The sequence below is a fragment of the Rhizobium sp. FY34 genome (assembly GCF_005222845.1).
In the GTDB taxonomy this organism is placed as follows: Bacteria; Pseudomonadota; Alphaproteobacteria; order Rhizobiales; family Rhizobiaceae; genus Neorhizobium.
This window is the reverse complement of record NZ_STFZ01000006.1, coordinates 248,625-265,552: the sequence shown is the minus strand read 5'-3', so window position 1 is coordinate 265,552 and position 16,928 is coordinate 248,625. Positions and strand designations below refer to the sequence as shown.

General features: G+C 60.5%; 13 protein-coding genes. 3 read left to right on the top strand and 10 right to left on the bottom strand.

The window, feature by feature from the left end:
• Positions 1-46: 46 nt before the first annotated feature.
• The 5 genes from fdhF to E8M77_RS04535 form a co-directional block, all read right to left on the bottom strand.
• Entirely contained in the window at positions 47-2,929 is a 2,883-nt protein-coding gene (gene fdhF, locus E8M77_RS04560; protein WP_137129428.1) for a formate dehydrogenase subunit alpha, read from the bottom strand.
• A gap of 258 nt (positions 2,930-3,187) precedes the next feature.
• Positions 3,188-4,744 (bottom strand): NADH-quinone oxidoreductase subunit NuoF, encoded by a 1,557-nt coding sequence (locus E8M77_RS04550; RefSeq protein ID WP_137129427.1) that lies wholly within the window; start codon positions 4,742-4,744, stop codon positions 3,188-3,190.
• Entirely contained in the window at positions 4,741-5,220 is a 480-nt protein-coding gene (locus E8M77_RS04545; RefSeq protein WP_137129426.1) for a formate dehydrogenase subunit gamma, read from the bottom strand. Before E8M77_RS04545 ends, E8M77_RS04550 begins: the two co-directional genes overlap by 4 nt.
• 142 nt (positions 5,221-5,362) lie before the next feature.
• Entirely contained in the window at positions 5,363-6,298 is a 936-nt protein-coding gene (locus tag E8M77_RS04540; protein ID WP_137129425.1) for a LysR family transcriptional regulator, read from the bottom strand.
• Between the two features lie 83 nt (positions 6,299-6,381).
• Complete coding sequence (locus E8M77_RS04535; protein ID WP_137129424.1) at positions 6,382-7,314, bottom strand: L-lactate dehydrogenase; 933 nt, start codon at positions 7,312-7,314, stop codon at positions 6,382-6,384.
• Between the two features lie 217 nt (positions 7,315-7,531).
• Between E8M77_RS04535 and E8M77_RS04530 the strand changes: the two genes are divergently transcribed.
• From E8M77_RS04530 to E8M77_RS04520, 3 genes are read left to right on the top strand one after another with little or no spacing between them, the layout of a single operon-like run.
• Entirely contained in the window at positions 7,532-8,959 is a 1,428-nt protein-coding gene (locus tag E8M77_RS04530; protein ID WP_137129423.1) for an aldehyde dehydrogenase family protein, read from the top strand.
• Positions 8,959-10,176 (top strand): mandelate racemase/muconate lactonizing enzyme family protein, encoded by a 1,218-nt coding sequence (locus tag E8M77_RS04525; RefSeq protein ID WP_137129422.1) that lies wholly within the window; start codon positions 8,959-8,961, stop codon positions 10,174-10,176. Before E8M77_RS04530 ends, E8M77_RS04525 begins: the two co-directional genes overlap by 1 nt.
• A gap of 4 nt (positions 10,177-10,180) precedes the next feature.
• The gene (locus tag E8M77_RS04520; RefSeq protein WP_137129421.1) at positions 10,181-11,797 is read left to right on the top strand and encodes a GMC family oxidoreductase N-terminal domain-containing protein; all 1,617 of its coding nucleotides are present in this window, start codon (positions 10,181-10,183) and stop codon (positions 11,795-11,797) included.
• Positions 11,798-11,859: 62 nt separating this feature from the next.
• Here E8M77_RS04520 and E8M77_RS04515 read toward each other — a convergent pair whose 3' ends face one another.
• From E8M77_RS04515 to E8M77_RS04495, 5 genes are all read right to left on the bottom strand, one after another.
• A complete protein-coding gene (locus E8M77_RS04515) occupies positions 11,860-12,267 on the bottom strand; it encodes a F0F1 ATP synthase subunit epsilon (protein WP_137129420.1) in 408 nt (135 codons plus the stop codon).
• Positions 12,268-12,339: 72 nt separating this feature from the next.
• The gene (gene atpD / locus E8M77_RS04510; RefSeq protein WP_170975741.1) at positions 12,340-13,812 is read right to left on the bottom strand and encodes a F0F1 ATP synthase subunit beta; all 1,473 of its coding nucleotides are present in this window, start codon (positions 13,810-13,812) and stop codon (positions 12,340-12,342) included.
• A gap of 27 nt (positions 13,813-13,839) precedes the next feature.
• Entirely contained in the window at positions 13,840-14,715 is an 876-nt protein-coding gene (locus E8M77_RS04505; RefSeq protein WP_137129419.1) for a F0F1 ATP synthase subunit gamma, read from the bottom strand.
• A gap of 27 nt (positions 14,716-14,742) precedes the next feature.
• On the bottom strand, positions 14,743-16,272 hold the full coding sequence (gene atpA, locus E8M77_RS04500; protein WP_137129418.1) for a F0F1 ATP synthase subunit alpha: 1,530 nt from the start codon (positions 16,270-16,272) through the stop codon (positions 14,743-14,745).
• A complete protein-coding gene (locus tag E8M77_RS04495) occupies positions 16,272-16,838 on the bottom strand; it encodes a F0F1 ATP synthase subunit delta (protein ID WP_170975745.1) in 567 nt (188 codons plus the stop codon). The genes atpA and E8M77_RS04495 overlap by 1 nt, the downstream gene beginning before the upstream one ends.
• Positions 16,839-16,928 lie beyond the last annotated feature (90 nt).

Sequence of the window (16,928 nt, the reverse complement as noted above, 5' to 3'; positions counted from 1 at the left end):
CGACCATCGCGCGCGCATATTTCGTCCACGCTGCGGGTGGTGGGTATCATTCCGCCGCTTCCAGCTTGCCCATGATGCGGCGAGAACGACGGCTCAGTTCCTCATAATCCTCCTGCCAATCTGTCGGCCCGTTGGACGGTGAAATCTGCACGGCCGTGACCTTGTATTCCGGGCAATTGGTCGCCCAGTCGGAAAAGTCCGTGGTGATGACATTGGCCTGCGTATTGGGGTGATGGAAGGTTGTGTAGATGACACCCGGTGCGACACGATCGGTAATCAACGCCCGCAGCGTCGTTTCACCGGCGCGGCTTGCAAGATTCACCCAGTCGCCATCCTTAATGCCGCGCTGTTCAGCATCATGCGGATGCACTTCCAGCCGGTCTTCCTCATGCCAGACGACATTTTCCGTGCGGCGTGTCTGCGCGCCGACATTGTATTGGCTGAGAATGCGGCCAGTGGTGAGCAGAAGCGGGAAGCGCGGGCCTGTGCGTTCGTCGGTTGCCACATATTCCGTGCGGATAAACTTACCCTTGCCACGCACGAAGCCATCCACATGCATGATCGGCGAGCCGACCGGGAATTTTTCGTTGCAGGGCCACTGCACCGAACCCATCTTTTCCAGATAGTCATAGGAGACACCGGCAAAGCTTGGCGTGGTGGCGGCAATCTCGTCCATGATCTGCGACGGATGGCTGTAGTTCCACGACAGCCCCATGGCCTGCGCCAGCTTCTGGGTCACTTCCCAATCCGCATAACCGTTCTTAGGGCTCATGACCTTGCGCACGCGGTTGATGCGTCGCTCGGCATTGGTAAACGTGCCATCCTTTTCCAGGAAAGTGGAGCCCGGCAGGAAGACATGCGCGTAATTGGCCGTCTCGTTGAGGAAGAGATCGTGCACGACGACGCATTCCATCGCAGCGAGTCCTGCCGAGACATGCTTGGTATCCGGGTCGGACTGCAAAATATCCTCGCCCTGGATATAGATGCCCTTGAACGTGCCATCGACGGCGGCATCCAGCATATTGGGAATGCGCAGGCCCGGCTCGTTGCTCAGCGTCACACCCCAGAGCTTCTCGAAGGTTTCGCGGGTCGCATCATCAGAGACGTGGCGATAACCCGGAAGTTCATGCGGGAAGGAACCCATGTCGCAGGAGCCCTGGACATTGTTCTGGCCGCGCAGCGGGTTAACACCGACGCCCGGACGACCGATATTGCCGGTGACCATGGCGAGATTGGCAATCGCCATCACGGTGGTGGAGCCCTGGCTGTGTTCGGTAACGCCCAGACCATAATAGATCGCGCCATTGCCGCCCTTGGCAAACAAGCGGGCGGCACCGCGCAAAGCTTCGGCCGGGACGCCGGTAAATATTTCCGTCTCTTCCGGCGAATGCTGCGGCTCAGAGACGAAACCGGCCCAATCCTCAAATTCCGACCAGTCGCAACGCTCGCGAATGAAAGCCTCGGCGAACAGGCCTTCGGTGACGATGACGTGGGCGAGTGCGGTGAGAACGGCGACATTGGTGCCGGGCTTCAGCGGCAGATGGAAGGCTGCCTCCACATGCGGTGTCTTGACCAGATCAATGCGGCGCGGATCAATGACGATGAGCTTGGCGCCCTTGCGCAGCCGCTTCTTCAGCCGCGAGCCGAATACCGGGTGGCCATCCGTCGGATTGGCGCCGATGACAAGAACCACATCCGAATGCTCGACCGAATCGAAATTCTGCGTGCCGGCAGAGGTGCCGAAGGCCTGGCCAAGACCATAGCCGGTGGGTGAATGGCAGACGCGAGCGCAGGTATCGACATTGTTATTGCCGAAGCCGGCGCGGATGAGCTTCTGCACGAGATAGGTCTCTTCATTCGTGCAGCGCGAAGAGGTGATGCCACCGATGGATTCGCGGCCATATTGATACTGGATACGGCGGAATTCGGATGCCACATAGGCATAGGCCTCTTCCCAGCTAACCTCGCGCCATGGATCGGAAATCTTCTCGCGGATCATCGGATTGAGGATGCGGTCCTTGTGGCTTGCGTAACCATAGGCGAACCGACCCTTGACGCATGAATGGCCGCGATTGGCCTGTCCATCCTTCCAGGGCACCATGCGCACCAGCTCTTCGCCGCGCATTTCCGCCTTGAAGGAACAGCCGACGCCGCAATAGGCGCAGGTGGTGACGAGCGAATGCTCCGGCTGGCCGATTGCGATCACCGATTTTTCCGTCAGCGTTGCTGTCGGACAGGCCTGCACGCAGGCGCCGCAGGAGACGCATTCGGATGACATAAAGGCTTCATGCGCGCCGGGGGATACGCGGCTGTCAAATCCACGACCTTCGATCGTCAGCGCAAATGTGCCCTGCACCTCTTCGCAGGCGCGCACGCAGCGCGAACAGACGATGCATTTGGACGGATCATAGGTGAAGTAAGGATTGCTCTCATCCTTCGGCAGCCACTGGGCGTTGACCTCACCGGCACCGGAGCGCGCCTTCACATGGTTCTCGCCTTCATAGCCGTATCGCACATCGCGCAACCCGACGGCACCGGCCATGTCCTGCAACTCGCAATCGCCGTTGGCAGCGCAGGTCAGACAATCGAGCGGATGGTCGGAGATATAAAGCTCCATCACGCCCTTGCGGATGGCCTTCAGCCGCTCCGTCTGGGTGTGGACGACAAGGCCAGGTGCCACTGGCGTGGTGCAGGAGGCAGGGGTGCCGTTACGGCCCTCCACCTCGATCAAACAGAGGCGGCAGGAGCCGAAGGCATCGACCATGTCTGTGGCGCAGAGTTTTGGCACCTGGATGCCGGCCTCCATCGAGGCGCGCATGATCGAGGTGCCGGTCGGCACTGTGATCGCGCGACCATCGATGGTGAGCGTCACCATGTCGGTCGATGTCGATGCGGGTGTACCGTAGTCGATTTCAGGAACGAGGGGCATGGATGGCCTCCTGTTTGAACGTCTGGATGAACATAGGATTAGAGTAGGGGGTACTACCCCCCTCTGGCCTGCCGGCCATCTCCCCCTCAAGGGGGGAGATCGGAAAGGCGCAACTGTCAGCGGCCACCATTAGCCTTGCAGGACGAAGCACAGGCATGCGTCGAGTGTTTTTTGGCAAAGCGCTGGCCGCTTGCTGATCTCCCCCCTTGAGGGGGAGATGGCCGGCAGGCCAGAGGGGGGTGAGCCGCGTAAGCCGCATCATTCCGCAGCCTCCACCACAGGCGTGGCCGCAAAATCCTGCGGAAAATGCGTCATGGCGCTCATCACAGGATAGGGCGTGAAGCCGCCAAGCGCACAGAGCGAGCCGAATTTCATGGTGTTGCAAAGGTCTTCCAGCAGCACCTTGTTCTTTTCCGGCTCGATGCCCTTGGCGATCTTGTCAACCACTTCGACGCCGCGCGTCGAGCCGATGCGGCAGGGTGTGCACTTGCCGCAGCTTTCCACCGCACAGAATTCCATGGCAAAACGCGCCTGGTTCAGCATATCGACCGTGTCATCGAAGACCACCAAGCCTGCATGGCCGATAAGCCCGCCGGCGGCGGTGAAGGATTCGTAGTCAAAAATCGTGTCGAACAGCGAGGGCGGGAAATAGGCGCCGAGCGGCCCGCCGACCTGCACGGCCTTGACCGCACGGCCGGAAATCGTGCCGCCACCGATATCGTTGATCAGTTGGCCGAGCGGCAGGCCGAAGGCCGTCTCGTAAAGCCCACCATGCTTCAGATTGCCGGCCAGCTGGATCGGGATCGTGCCATGCGAGCGACCGACGCCGAAATCACGATAGAAAGAGGCTCCCCGATCCAGAATGACGGGGATGGAGGCAAGCGACATGACATTGTTGACCACTGTCGGCTTGCCGAACAGGCCTTCAAGCGCTGGAAGCGGCGGCTTGGCGCGCACAATGCCGCGCTTGCCTTCCAGCGAATTGAGCAGCGAGGTTTCCTCGCCGCAGACATAGGCACCAGCGCCCATGCGCACTTCCATATCGAAGGCGTAAGGCGAGCCCATAACGGAGGCGCCTAGAATGCCCGCAGCCCTCGCAATCTCGATTGCCTCTTCCATCATGGCAATGGCATGCGGATATTCCGAGCGCGTGTAGATATAGCCCTTTGTGGCTCCGACCGCGATGCCGGCAATCGCCATGCCTTCGATCAGAACGAAGGGATCGCCCTCCATGATCATCCGGTCGGCAAAGGTGCCGCTATCGCCTTCATCGGCATTGCAGACGATGTATTTCTGATCCGCCACAGCGCCGGCGACCGTCTTCCATTTGATGCCGGTCGGGAAACCCGCACCACCGCGACCGCGAAGGCCGCTTTCGGTCACCTCGGCAATGATGGCATCCGGCGCCATGGCAATGGCCTTGGCGAGCCCTTTGAGGCCCTGGTAGTGGCGGTAATCCTCCAGCGACAGAGGATCGGTCACGCCGCAGCGGGCAAAGGTCAGCCGCGTCTGACCTTTGAGGAAGGGAATTTCGGCTGTCAGTCCATGGGCCAGTGGATGTTCGCCTCCGGTCAGGAAGCCGGCATCAAACAGCGAGGCGACATCGGAGGCCTTGACCGGGCCGTAGGCGACGCGGCCATGATCGGTGCGCACTTCCACAAGCACTTCCAGCCACAGCATGCCGCGCGAACCGTTGCGCACCACGCGGACATCAAGGTTGCGGGTCGCAGCTTCGCTTACAATGGCGGCGGCAACCTTGTCTGCGCCAACAGCCAGACTTGCGGCATCGCGAGGAACGAATAGGGTCACGCTCATCGGCGCATCTCCGCAACCATGTCGGTCAGACAGTCTTCGTCCAGTCGGGCATAAAGCTCGCCATCCAGCATGGCAGCCGGCGCCTGGGCACAGAGACCAAGACAGAAGACCGGCTCCAGCGTCACCGCGCCATCGGCCGTCGTCTCATGCCAGTCAATGCCGAGCATGCCCTTCAGTTTCAGGGAGAGCGCATCGCATCCCATGGACTGGCAGGCTTCGGCGCGACAGAGCTTCAGCGTATGACGGCCTGCCGGATGGCTGCGAAAATCATGATAGAAGGTGACGACGCCATGCACTTCGGCGCGAGACAGGTTCAACGCTTCAGCAATCACCTGCCTGGCGCTTTCGGGAATATAGCCGAATTCCTCCTGCACCTTGTGCAGGATCGGCAACATAGGCCCTTCCAAGTGCCGACAGTGATCAATTATTTCGGAAACCCGGCTGGCCTCATTCGGCACGACCGCACGTATATTCATCTGTCAGTCCTCCCAAACCGACGCAAAGCAGGCCACACAAGCGTGTCGTTCATGGCCTGCTGCTTCGGATCTGCTGGAAATCGAAGCTATGTCAGCAAACCGCTCTGTTTTTGCTAGATGATAAGTTTTCCGTTTGCAGGCACTAGGTCAATAGCGGCTTTCCGTCGGACGATAGGACATTTCTATCAAAGGCAGATGCTGCAGCGCGGGATCTGGCCTCATGCAACAGGCCCGAGACCAAAGGCGTATGAGGTTCACGATGGGTTACCACGAGACCGACCAGATGTTCGGCATCCGGATCGGTGATCGGAATCATCCGGATCTGTTCAGGAAAACCGAAGGATTCCGCCACATTGCGCGGCATGATGGAGGCCCATTGGCCGGTGCGGATATGGGAAAACAATACGATCATCGAATTGGATTCGAGCGTGGGCTTGGCCCAGACGCCGGCTTCCGCCATGTGCTTGTTGATAATGCGGCGATTTTGCATGTCCGGCGTCAATAGACAAAGCCGAAGACCGGAAACTTCCTTCCACGTCACGCTATCGCGATCGGCCAGCGGCGTGCCAGCCGCCGCAATCAGGTGATAGCGCTCCGAATAGAGCGGCACGGTGGTGACGCGACCGAGCGGCTCATTGTCGAGATAGGTGATGCCGGCGTCGATCTCGAGATTTTCGAGCTGGCTGAGCACTTGCAAGGACGTGCGCGAGGTAACCGAGAAGGTCACATCCGGATGGCGGGCCTGGAAGGGCTCGGTCAGCCTTGGTACCATGGCCAGCGCCGTTGGAATGACGGCCAGCCGGATATGCCCGGCCAGACCCTTGCGGGCGGCGCGCATTTCCTCGCGCATCGTGCGGGTATCGCCAACGATGCGCCGCGCCCATTCCAGCACGCGCTGGCCTTCCGGTGTCAGTCCCTGGAAACGCGAGCCGCGCACGACCAGCATGACCCCGAGCTGATCTTCCAGCTGGCGGATGGCCGCCGACAGTGTTGGCTGCGAAATACCGCATTCCTCGGCCGCCCGGCCAAAATGCTGGGCACCGGCCAGCGCAATGAAGAATTCCAGCTTGTCGATCATATCGTCCTCCCGCGCCAGAAGACGCAAGGACAGTTGTGACCCTAGCGCAGGGTGTCCGTCAACCGCGGCCGACAGACGAGAGATCAGAGCCGGATCGGCGCGGATTTCTCCTTCAGAAGCCGCGCACTGCGGCCAAGGGCTGCATGTTCCTCATCATCCAGTTCCGGAAGAAGGTCCATCAGCACGCCGGCTGCACCGATAACGCGGGGCACTGACAGCGCAACATCGGTCACGCCTTCCACCTGCGGCGTGACGATGGACACCGACAGCACGGCCCGCTGATCGAGCGCAATGGCCTTGACGATGCGGGCAAGCCCGGCGCCAATACCGTAATAGGTCGAGCCCTTGCCTTCGATGATGCGATAGGCGGCATTGCGGACATTGTTGTCGATCTCGGCGCGCACGGCAGAGGTCAGCGGTCGCCCCACCTGATCGGCAAAGGAGGCAACGGATACCGAGCCGGCGCGCGCATTCGACCAGGTCAGCACTTCGCTATCGCCATGTTCGCCCAGCACATAGGCGTGTACGGATTGGGGCGAGATTTCCAGATGCCGGCCAAGCAGGCTGCGGAACCGCGCCGTATCGAGAATGGTGCCCGACCCGATGACCCGCTGGGGGCTAAGGCCGGAGAGCCGCGTGGTGATATCCGTCATGATATCGACCGGGTTGGAGGCAATCAGCAGGATGGCATCCGGCGCAACGGACAGCACTTCGCCCACCACCTGGCGAAACACGTCGGCATTGCGCTCCAGAAGCGCCAGCCGATCCTCGCCGGGTTTCTGGCTGACGCCGCAGGCAAGGATCACCACGCCGGCATCCTTCAGGTCGTGATAGGCCCCTGCCGAAACGGTAGTGGCCGAATAGAAGGGCGTGGCATGGGCGATGTCTTCCGCCTGCGCAACCGCCAGTTTTTCATTCATATCGACCAGCACGACCTCGCTTGCGGTGCCCGTCAATGCCAGCGCATAGCCCGCCGAACTGCCGACCATGCCGGCGCCTACGATCCCAACCTTCATCCCGTCCTCCTTCGCTGCAAGGTTCAAAGCCTATAGCGGCTGTTCGTCCAACGCATGACATGGCGCAAGCGCGCGATAAAAACAGGTGACGGCGGCCCTCACACTCTGGTTTAATGAAAAATGACAGGGGGGAGCTTGCAATGCGGCGATGGCCGGCGCTGACGGCTGCGACGATGTTCCAAGGCTGCTTTTCCTGTAACCAGGGAGGCCAAGCCCCGTGACCCCATTGCGCAACTTTATTGGTGGCAGCTTCGTCGCGCCCAAAACCGATGCGATGATCGAGGTGCGCAACCCGGCAACAGGCCTTGTCTTTGCCGGCGTTCCCGCGGCAACCGATACCGAGGTGATCGAGGCAGTGGCGCAGGCCGCAAGGGCGCAGAAAACCTGGGCCAGACTGCCGGCCATCGAGCGCGGCCAGGCACTGCGCAGGCTGGCGGAATGCCTGGAGCAACAGGCCGCCGCAATCGGTGCAGCGCTGGCGCTCGAGAGCGGTAAGAGCCTTGCCGATGCCATTGCCGAAGTGGGCTATGGCGTGGAGCTGATGCGCTATCACGCCGAATGGGCGCGGCGCATCGAAGGCGAGGTGATCGAGAGCGATACGCCGAACGAAACGCTGCTGCTGCAGCGCGTGCCGATCGGCGTGGTGGCCTGCCTCATCCCCTTCAACTTTCCAATCTACACGCTGGTGCGCAAGATTGCGCCGGCGCTGATTGCCGGCAATGCGGTCATCGCAAGGCCGAGCAACCTGACCCCGACCTCTGCCTTCGCCTTTGCCAGAGCCATCGAGGCGGCAGACCTGCCGGAGGGGCTGATCAGCATTCTCACCATGACGCATGAAGTGGCGGCAACTCTCTGCACCCGAGCCGAGGTGGGGATGATCACGTTGACCGGCAGCGTGTCCGCCGGCCGCATGGTTCTTGACTATGCCAAGCAGAACATTGCCAAGCCATCGCTGGAACTCGGCGGCAAGACGCCGGTGATCATCGAGCCGGATGCCGATCTCGACCGGGTGGCTACAATGCTGCTTGCGGCAAAAACCGCCCATTGCGGCCAGGTCTGCACCTCCGTCGAGCGGCTTTACGTGCATGCCTCTGTCCATGATGCGCTGCTTGACAGATTGCGGACCGGTTTTGCCGCCCGCCGCTTCGGCGATCGTGCCATGGAGCCGGATGTGATGGGGCCTCTGGCAAACGGGGCCGCCCGCGACAGGCTGCATGGCATGGTGACACGCGCCATTGCGGACGGCGCCGTGCTAGAATGCGGCGGCGTGCTGCCCGATGGTCCAGGTTACTTCTATCCGCCGACGCTGCTGTCACGCTGCCGGCAGGACATGGAGATCGTTCAGGAGGAAATCTTCGGCCCCGTGCTGCCCGTTCTTGCCTATGCCCATTTCGATGAGGCTTTGGCCATGGCCAGCGACAGCCAATACGGGCTCGCCTCAGTGCTGTTTTCCAACGATTATGCCAAGGTGATGCAAGCGACGACCAGCATCGAAGCCGGCGAGCTTTACATCAACCGCTTCCCGGCCGATCCCTATCAGGGCTACCATGCGGGCTGGAAACGCTCCGGCCTTGGCGGTGATGACGGCAAGCACGGCATGCTGGAATTCACCCAGACGCGGCTTGTGGTTCTGGGAGGACGATGATGCGGGTTGTTTCGCTCTCCACCCATGTGGTTGCCGTTCCACCGCCCCATATCGGCGGCATGTACTGGATCTTCGTGGAACTGGAAACGGCATGCGGCATCCGTGGTCTGGGCGAAATCTACGCGACCGGGTTTGACCCGAACGCCCTTGTGCCGCTGATCGAGGATGTCTTCCAGCGCTATCTGGAAGGTTACGATCCGCACCGGATCGAACGCTTCTGGCGCGCCGCCTATTCAAGCGGCTTTACCCAGCGCCCCGACCTCACCATGATGGGCATCGTCTCGGGCCTCGAAATTGCCTGCTGGGACATTATCGGCAAGGCAGCCGGACGTCCGGTCGCCGATCTTCTGGGCGGCACCGTGCATGAGAAACTGCGCGCCTATACCTATCTCTATCCGAAAAACGCAGCCGGCGAGTATGACTACGGTGATCCGGATCTGGCGGCAGACGAAGCCCGGCGCATGGTGGAGATGGGCTTTACCGCCGTGAAGTTCGATCCGGCCGGACCCTATACGCAATATAGCGGGCACCACCTGTCGCTCGGCGTGATGGAGCGCTGCGAGACCTTCTGTCGCAAGATCCGTGCGGCCGTGGGCGCCAAGGCCGATATTCTCTTCGGCACGCATGGACAGATGGTGCCGGCCTCTGCCATTCGTCTTGCCAAGCGGCTGGAACCCTATGATCCGCTATGGTTCGAAGAACCGGTGCCGCCCGGCCAGGAAGCGGCCATGGCAAGCGTGGCGCGAGCAACTTCGATCCCTATCTCCACCGGCGAACGGCTGACGACCAAGTATGAGTTCCAGCGCGTGCTGCAGGAAGGGGCGGCCTCCATCCTGCAAATGAATGTGGCCCGCGTCGGCGGTCTCATGGAAGCCAAGAAGATCGCCGGCATGGCGGAAGCGTTTTATGTCGAGATCGCGCCGCATCTCTATAATGGACCGGTCGGGGCTGCCGCCAGCATCCAGCTTTCCGCCGCAAGCCCGAATTTCCTGATCCATGAATCGATCATAGACTTCGGTGGCTTCCATGCCGAAGTGCTGAAAACGAAACTGAAGGTCGAGGACGGCTATCTCATTCCCTCGCGCGAACCCGGCCTTGGCGTGGAACTGAACCAAGATGTGATTGCCGCGCACACGCCCTATCGCGGCGAAAGGCTGCATCTGCAAATGGCTGCAGATGCAGCCGATGTGAAACAGTTTTCTCCGGCCAAGGGGTGACACGATGGTGGAGTTCGATTTCATCATCGTCGGTGCCGGATCTGCCGGCTGTATCCTGGCTGACAGGCTGAGCGAAAGCGGACACTACCGGGTGCTGCTGATCGAGGCGGGCGGCAGTGACCGCTCCTTCTGGCTGAAAATCCCGATCGGCTATGCCAAGAGCTATTACAATCCCGCGCTCAACTGGATGTATTGGAGCGAGCCGGAAGCCGAGCTTGGCAACCGTCGCATCTATGTTCCACGCGGCAAGGTGCTAGGCGGTTCCGGCGCCATCAATGCGATGATCTACCTGCGTGGGGCCGCAGAAGATTTCGACGACTGGAAGGCGGCGGGAAATCCCGGCTGGGGAGCAGACGACGTATTGCCTCTCTTCAAGCGTCTGGAAACCCATGGCGATGGCGCAGGCGACTGGCATGGAGATCGCGGCAAGATCCACGTGACGCCGATGCGGCGCGACATCCACAAGGCGAGCACCGTCTTTCTTGCCGCCTGCATGGAGCTTGGCCTGCCCGCCAATCGCGATTTCAACGGCGCAACGCTGGAGGGCGCCGGCGTTTATGACATCAACACTCGCGATGGGCAGCGCTCACATTCCGGTGCGGAATACCTGCGTCCCGCCGCCAACCGCCGCAATCTGACCATCGCCCAGAATGCGCAGGCGCAACGCCTGTTGTTTGGCGAAGACAGACGAACAATCGGCGTCGAACTGGTGCAGGAGGGGCAGACCCACCGATTCTATGCCGGGCGAGAGGTGATCCTGAGTGCAGGCGCCGTTCACACGCCGCATCTTTTGCAACTGTCCGGCATTGGCGATGGCCAGAACCTCCAGACGCTGGGCATATCGACGCGCCACCACCTGCCGGCCGTCGGTCGCAATCTGCAGGACCATCTCTGCGCCAGCTTCTACTATCGTTCCCGGCATCCCACCCTGAATGGCAGCTTTGCAAGCCTGTTGGGCAAGGCGAGCATGGGCCTGCGCTATCTCTTGAACCGAAGCGGTCCGTTTGCCATGAGCGTCAACCAGGCGGGTGGCTTCTTTCGCGGTGACGCGCGTGAGGAGCGCCCCAATTTACAGCTCTACTTCAATCCGCTGTCCTATCGAATTCCCAGCAACCCGAAGGCCGGATTGCAGCCGGAACCCTATGAAGGCTTCCTGATGGCGTTCAGCGCCTGCCGCCCAAAAAGCCGCGGCGAGATCAGGCTGTCCGATGCCAATGCCGCGAGCCCTCCCCTTATCCAGCCAAACTACCTGACGCATGCCGATGATCTGCGCGAAGCACTGCAGGGCATGCGCCTGATGCGCCGCATTGCCGGTACCGGTGCGCTATCCGACTGGGTGGAGGCGGAGATTTCACCCTCTCCCGCCATTGAGGAGGACGAGGCTCTGATCGACTACTTCCGGCAAAATAGCGGATCAATCTATCATCTCTGCGGCACCTGCGCGATGGGCCCGAACCAGCAGCGCGCCGTGGTGGATGCGCGGTTGAGAGCGCATGGCATACCGGGCCTGCGGGTCGTCGATGCCTCGATCTTTCCCAATATCACCGCCGGTAATATCAATGCCCCGGTGATGATGGTGGCAGAAAGAGGCGCAGAGATGATCCTTGCCGATGCGCGATAGCCAAAACGGCAAAAGCCGGACACGAGGCCCGGCCTTTATCAGTGCTCTTCAGAAAATCCAGCTCAGCCCGGCATAACGGAATTATGCACATGGGTCAGTTCCGACATCATCTGCTCGAGCTTCGTGCGATGCTCATCCGTCGGCGCATCCGAGATATCCGCACGAAGCGCAGCAATGCGCTTGTCGAACATATCGCGGCTTGCCTCTTCCTGGGGAATGGCAGATTCGGCAAGCACAGTGCAGCCAGTCGGCAGGATATCTGCAAAACCGCCGAAAACGACATATTTCTGCGTCGCGCCGGAGGCAAGCTTCACCCGGACAACACCCGCCTTGATGGTCGTCATCGTCGGGGCATGCTTTGCCAGCACGGTCATTTCGCCAAGCGTCGCGGGAATGATGACTTCCGTCACCTTCTCGGAAACGAGCAGGCGCTCGGGCGAAACCAGTTCAAAATCGAAAGTGTCGGCCATGACGGTCCACTTCTCAGGGGCGTTATGCGGAAAAGAGCGGCGCATGCTGTTGCATGCGCCGTCTGTTGATCATCAAGCGGCAGCAGCCAGCTTCTTGGCCTTCTCGATGGCTTCCTCAATGGAGCCAACCATGTAGAAGGCGGCCTCCGGCAGATGGTCGTAATCGCCGTTGACCAGGCCCTTGAAGCCCTTGATCGTGTCTTCGAGCGAAACCAGCTTGCCCGGCGAGCCGGTGAAGATTTCAGCAACGTGGAAGGGCTGCGACAGGAAGCGCTCGATCTTGCGGGCGCGGGCAACCGTCTGCTTGTCGTCTTCCGACAGTTCGTCCATGCCGAGGATGGCGATGATGTCCTGCAGAGCCTTGTAGCGCTGCAGTGTCGACTGAACCTTACGGGCGACGTTGTAGTGCTCTTCGCCGATCACGATCGGGTCGAGCATGCGCGACGTGGAGTCGAGCGGGTCAACGGCCGGATAGATGCCCTTTTCGGCAATCGAACGCGACAGAACCGTCGTTGCGTCCAAGTGGGCGAACGAGGTTGCCGGTGCCGGGTCGGTCAAGTCGTCGGCAGGAACGTAGATGGCCTGAACCGAGGTGATCGAGCCCTTGTTCGTCGTCGTGATGCGCTCCTGCAGGGCGCCCATGTCGGTGGCAAGCGTCGGCTGATAACCCACGGCCGAAGGAATACGGCCGAGAAGAGCCGACACTTCCGAACCAGCCTGGGTAAAGCGGAAGATGTTATCGACGAAGAACAGAACGTCCTGACCCTTGTCGCGGAAGTCTTCCGCGATGGTAAGACCGGTCAGAGCAACGCGTGCGCGTGCGCCCGGAGGCTCGTTCATCTGGCCATAGACGAGCGCGCATTTGGAACCGGCAGCAGAACCACCGTTTTCATGCGGATCGACATTGACCTTGGATTCGATCATTTCGTGGTAAAGGTCGTTGCCCTCACGGGTACGCTCACCAACGCCGGCGAATACGGAGTAACCACCGTGTGCCTTGGCGACGTTGTTGATCAGTTCCATGATGAGAACGGTCTTGCCAACGCCAGCGCCGCCGAACAGGCCGATCTTTCCGCCCTTGGCGTAAGGTGCCAAGAGATCGACAACCTTGATGCCGGTCACGAGGATCTGCGAATCCGTTGCCTGATCGACATATTCCGGAGCCGGCTGGTGAATGCCGCGACGGGCTTCCGTCGGGATCGGGCCGAGTTCGTCAACCGGCTCGCCGATGACGTTGATGATGCGGCCAAGCGTTTCGTCACCGACCGGAACCATGATCGGCGAACCGGTATCCATGACCTTCTGGCCGCGGACGAGACCTTCGGTCGAATCCATGGCGATGGTGCGGACGGCATTTTCGCCGAGATGCTGGGCCACTTCGAGAACAAGGCGATTGCCATTGTTGTCGGTTTCCAGTGCGTTCAGAATTGCCGGCAGTGCGCCGTCGAACGTAACGTCAACCACGGCGCCGATAACCTGCGTGACACGACCGACGGACGTGCTCGTGGACATCGAGGTGGTATTCAGGGTCGCTGCTCTAGCCATTGTGTCTTACCCTTCTTTCTTGGGCCTTCAGAGCGCTTCCGCGCCCGAAATGATTTCAATGAGTTCCTTCGTGATCTGGGCCTGACGCTGGCGGTTGTAGGATAGCGTCAGCTTGTTGATCATGTCACCGGCATTGCGCGTTGCACTGTCCATTGCGGACATCTGCGCGCCGTAGAAGGAAGCGTTGTTCTCCAGCAGGGCACGGAAGATCTGCACTGCGACATTGCGCGGCAAAAGATCCTCCAGGATTTCCTGCTCACTCGGCTCATATTCGTAGAGTGCGCTCGTTTCGGGCGCTGCATTTGCCTCGAACTTGGCCGGAATGATCTGCTGGGCCGTTGCGACCTGCGAAATCACCGACTGGAAGCGGGCGTAGAACAGCGTCGCAACGTCAAACTCCCCCGCTTCAAACAGCGTGAGAACCTTCTGCGCGACCATGTTCGCATTGGTGAAGCCAAGCTGCTTGACTTCACGAAACGTGACGTAATCCACGATGTTTTCGCGGAATGTACGGCGCAGAATATCGTTGCCCTTGCGACCGACAGTCAGGATCTTGACGGTCTTGCCTTCCGCAAGCAGCTTCAGCGCATGGTCGCGGGCCATGCGGATGATTGAGGAGTTGAACCCCCCGGCCAAGCCGCGTTCGCCCGTTGCGACGATGAGCAGATGCGTCTGGTTCTTACCGGTGCCTGCGAGCAGGAGCGGCGCTTCCGCATTGTCTGCGTTGGCGGCGCTCAGCCCTGCCAGGACATTTGTCATCCGTTCCGCGTAGGGACGAGCAGCTTCCGCTGCCTCCTGCGCACGGCGCAGCTTCGCCGCGGCGACCATTTTCATCGCCTTGGTGATCTTCTGCGTCGCCTTGACGGAGGCGATCCGGTTTTTCAGATCCTTAAGTGAAGGCATCCGTTATCGGTCCTTAGACTTTTGCGTTCAGGCGAAAGACTTGGCGAAGGTTTCCAGCGCAGCCTTCAGCTTGGCGCGGGTATCATCCGACAGCTGCTTTTCGGTGCGGATGGCATCCAGGATGGCCTTACCTTCGGTGCGCAGGTAGTTCAGCAGGCCCTGTTCGAACTTGCCGACATCTGCAACCGGCAGCTTGTCCAGATAACCATTGACGCCAGCGAAGATCACCGAGACCTGCTCTTCCGTCTTCAGCGGCGAGAACTGCGGCTGCTTCAGAAGTTCGGTTAGGCGTGCACCGCGGTTCAAGAGACGCTGCGTCGAGGCATCGAGGTCGGAGCCGAACTGAGCAAATGCCGCCATTTCGCGGTACTGCGCAAGCTCACCCTTGATGGAGCCGGCAACCTGCTTCATGGCCTTGATCTGAGCGGCAGAACCAACGCGCGAAACCGAGAGACCCACATTCACGGCCGGGCGGATGCCCTGGTAGAACAGGTCGGTTTCGAGGAAGATCTGGCCGTCGGTGATCGAGATCACGTTGGTCGGGATGAAGGCCGAAACGTCGTTACCCTGAGTTTCGATGACCGGCAGAGCCGTCAGCGATCCCGCACCGGCAGCGTCGCCCATCTTGGCGGCGCGCTCGAGAAGACGCGAATGGAGATAGAAAACGTCGCCCGGATAGGCTTCGCGGCCCGGCGGACGGCGCAGCAGCAGCGACATCTGACGATAGGCAACAGCCTGCTTCGACAGGTCGTCGTAAGCGATCAGGGCGTGCTGGCCATTGTCACGGAAGTATTCGCCCATGGCGCAGCCGGCAAACGGAGCCAGGTACTGCATCGGAGCCGGATCAGAGGCGGTTGCCGCCACGATGATCGAATACTGCAGCGCGCCACGCTCTTCGAGAACCTTGACGAACTGAGCAACGGTCGAACGCTTCTGACCAACAGCCACGTACACGCAGAACAGCTTTTCGCCGTCCGGGCCGTTATCGTGGATAGCCTTCTGGTTCAGGATCGTATCGAGAATGATGGCGGTCTTGCCGGTCTGGCGGTCGCCGATGACAAGCTCGCGCTGGCCGCGACCAACCGGGATCAGGGCGTCGATGGCCTTGAGGCCGGTCGACATCGGCTCATGAACCGACTTGCGCGGAATGATACCGGGAGCCTTGACATCGACGCGCGAACGACGGGTCGCATTGATCGGGCCCTTGCCGTCGATCGGGTTGCCCAGCGCATCAACGACGCGGCCGAGAAGTTCCGGGCCGATCGGCACGTCAACGATAGCGCCGGTCCGCTTGACGGTGTCGCCTTCCTTGATGTCACGGTCGGCGCCGAAGATAACCACGCCAACATTGTCGGCTTCGAGGTTCAGCGCCATACCGCGGATGCCACCGGGAAACTCGACCATTTCGCCGGCCTGGACATTGTCCAGACCATAGACGCGGGCGATACCGTCACCGACGGAGAGAACCTGACCAACTTCAGAGACCTCAGCCTCCTGGCCGAAATTCTTGATTTGATCTTTCAGAATTGCGGAAATTTCCGCGGCGCGGATATCCATCAGCCAACCTCTTTCAGTGCAAGCTTAAGGGTGGAAAGTTTGGTGCGGAGAGACGTGTCGATCTGGCGGGACCCGACCTTGACGATCAGACCACCGAGAATCGACGGATCGACGGCGACATCCAGAGAGACATCCCTGCCCGTCACGCCCTTCAGCGCCGACTTCAGTTCGTTTTCCTGCGCTTGCGAAAGCGCATGGGCCGAGACGACCTCGGCAGTCAGTTCACCGCGATGACGGGCGACGATATCGCGGTAACCGCGAATCATGCCTGGCAGCGCAAACAGGCGACGGTTGCCGGCGACAACCTTCAGGAAGTTTGCGACGAGACCCTTGATGCCGGCCTTGTCGGACAAAGCAACGATGGCACGCGCCTGATCTTCGGATGAGAAGACCGGGCTGGCGATCAGCCGCTTGAGATCATCGCTGTCGTCGATCATTGCCTGAAAACGGTCAAGATCTGCGCGCACCTGATCGATAGCGCCTGCTTCGAGCGCAAGCTCGAACAGGGAAGATGCGTAACGGTCAGCAACGCTGGAAGTCCGCTGGGATGTGTCTGCCACGGGCACAATTTCCCTGATTTTCATTCAAGCGCCTGGCCTGTTTTCGGAGGTCAGACAAACGCTTGAATTTGCTTCTTTTTCTTAATTTCGGCAGAG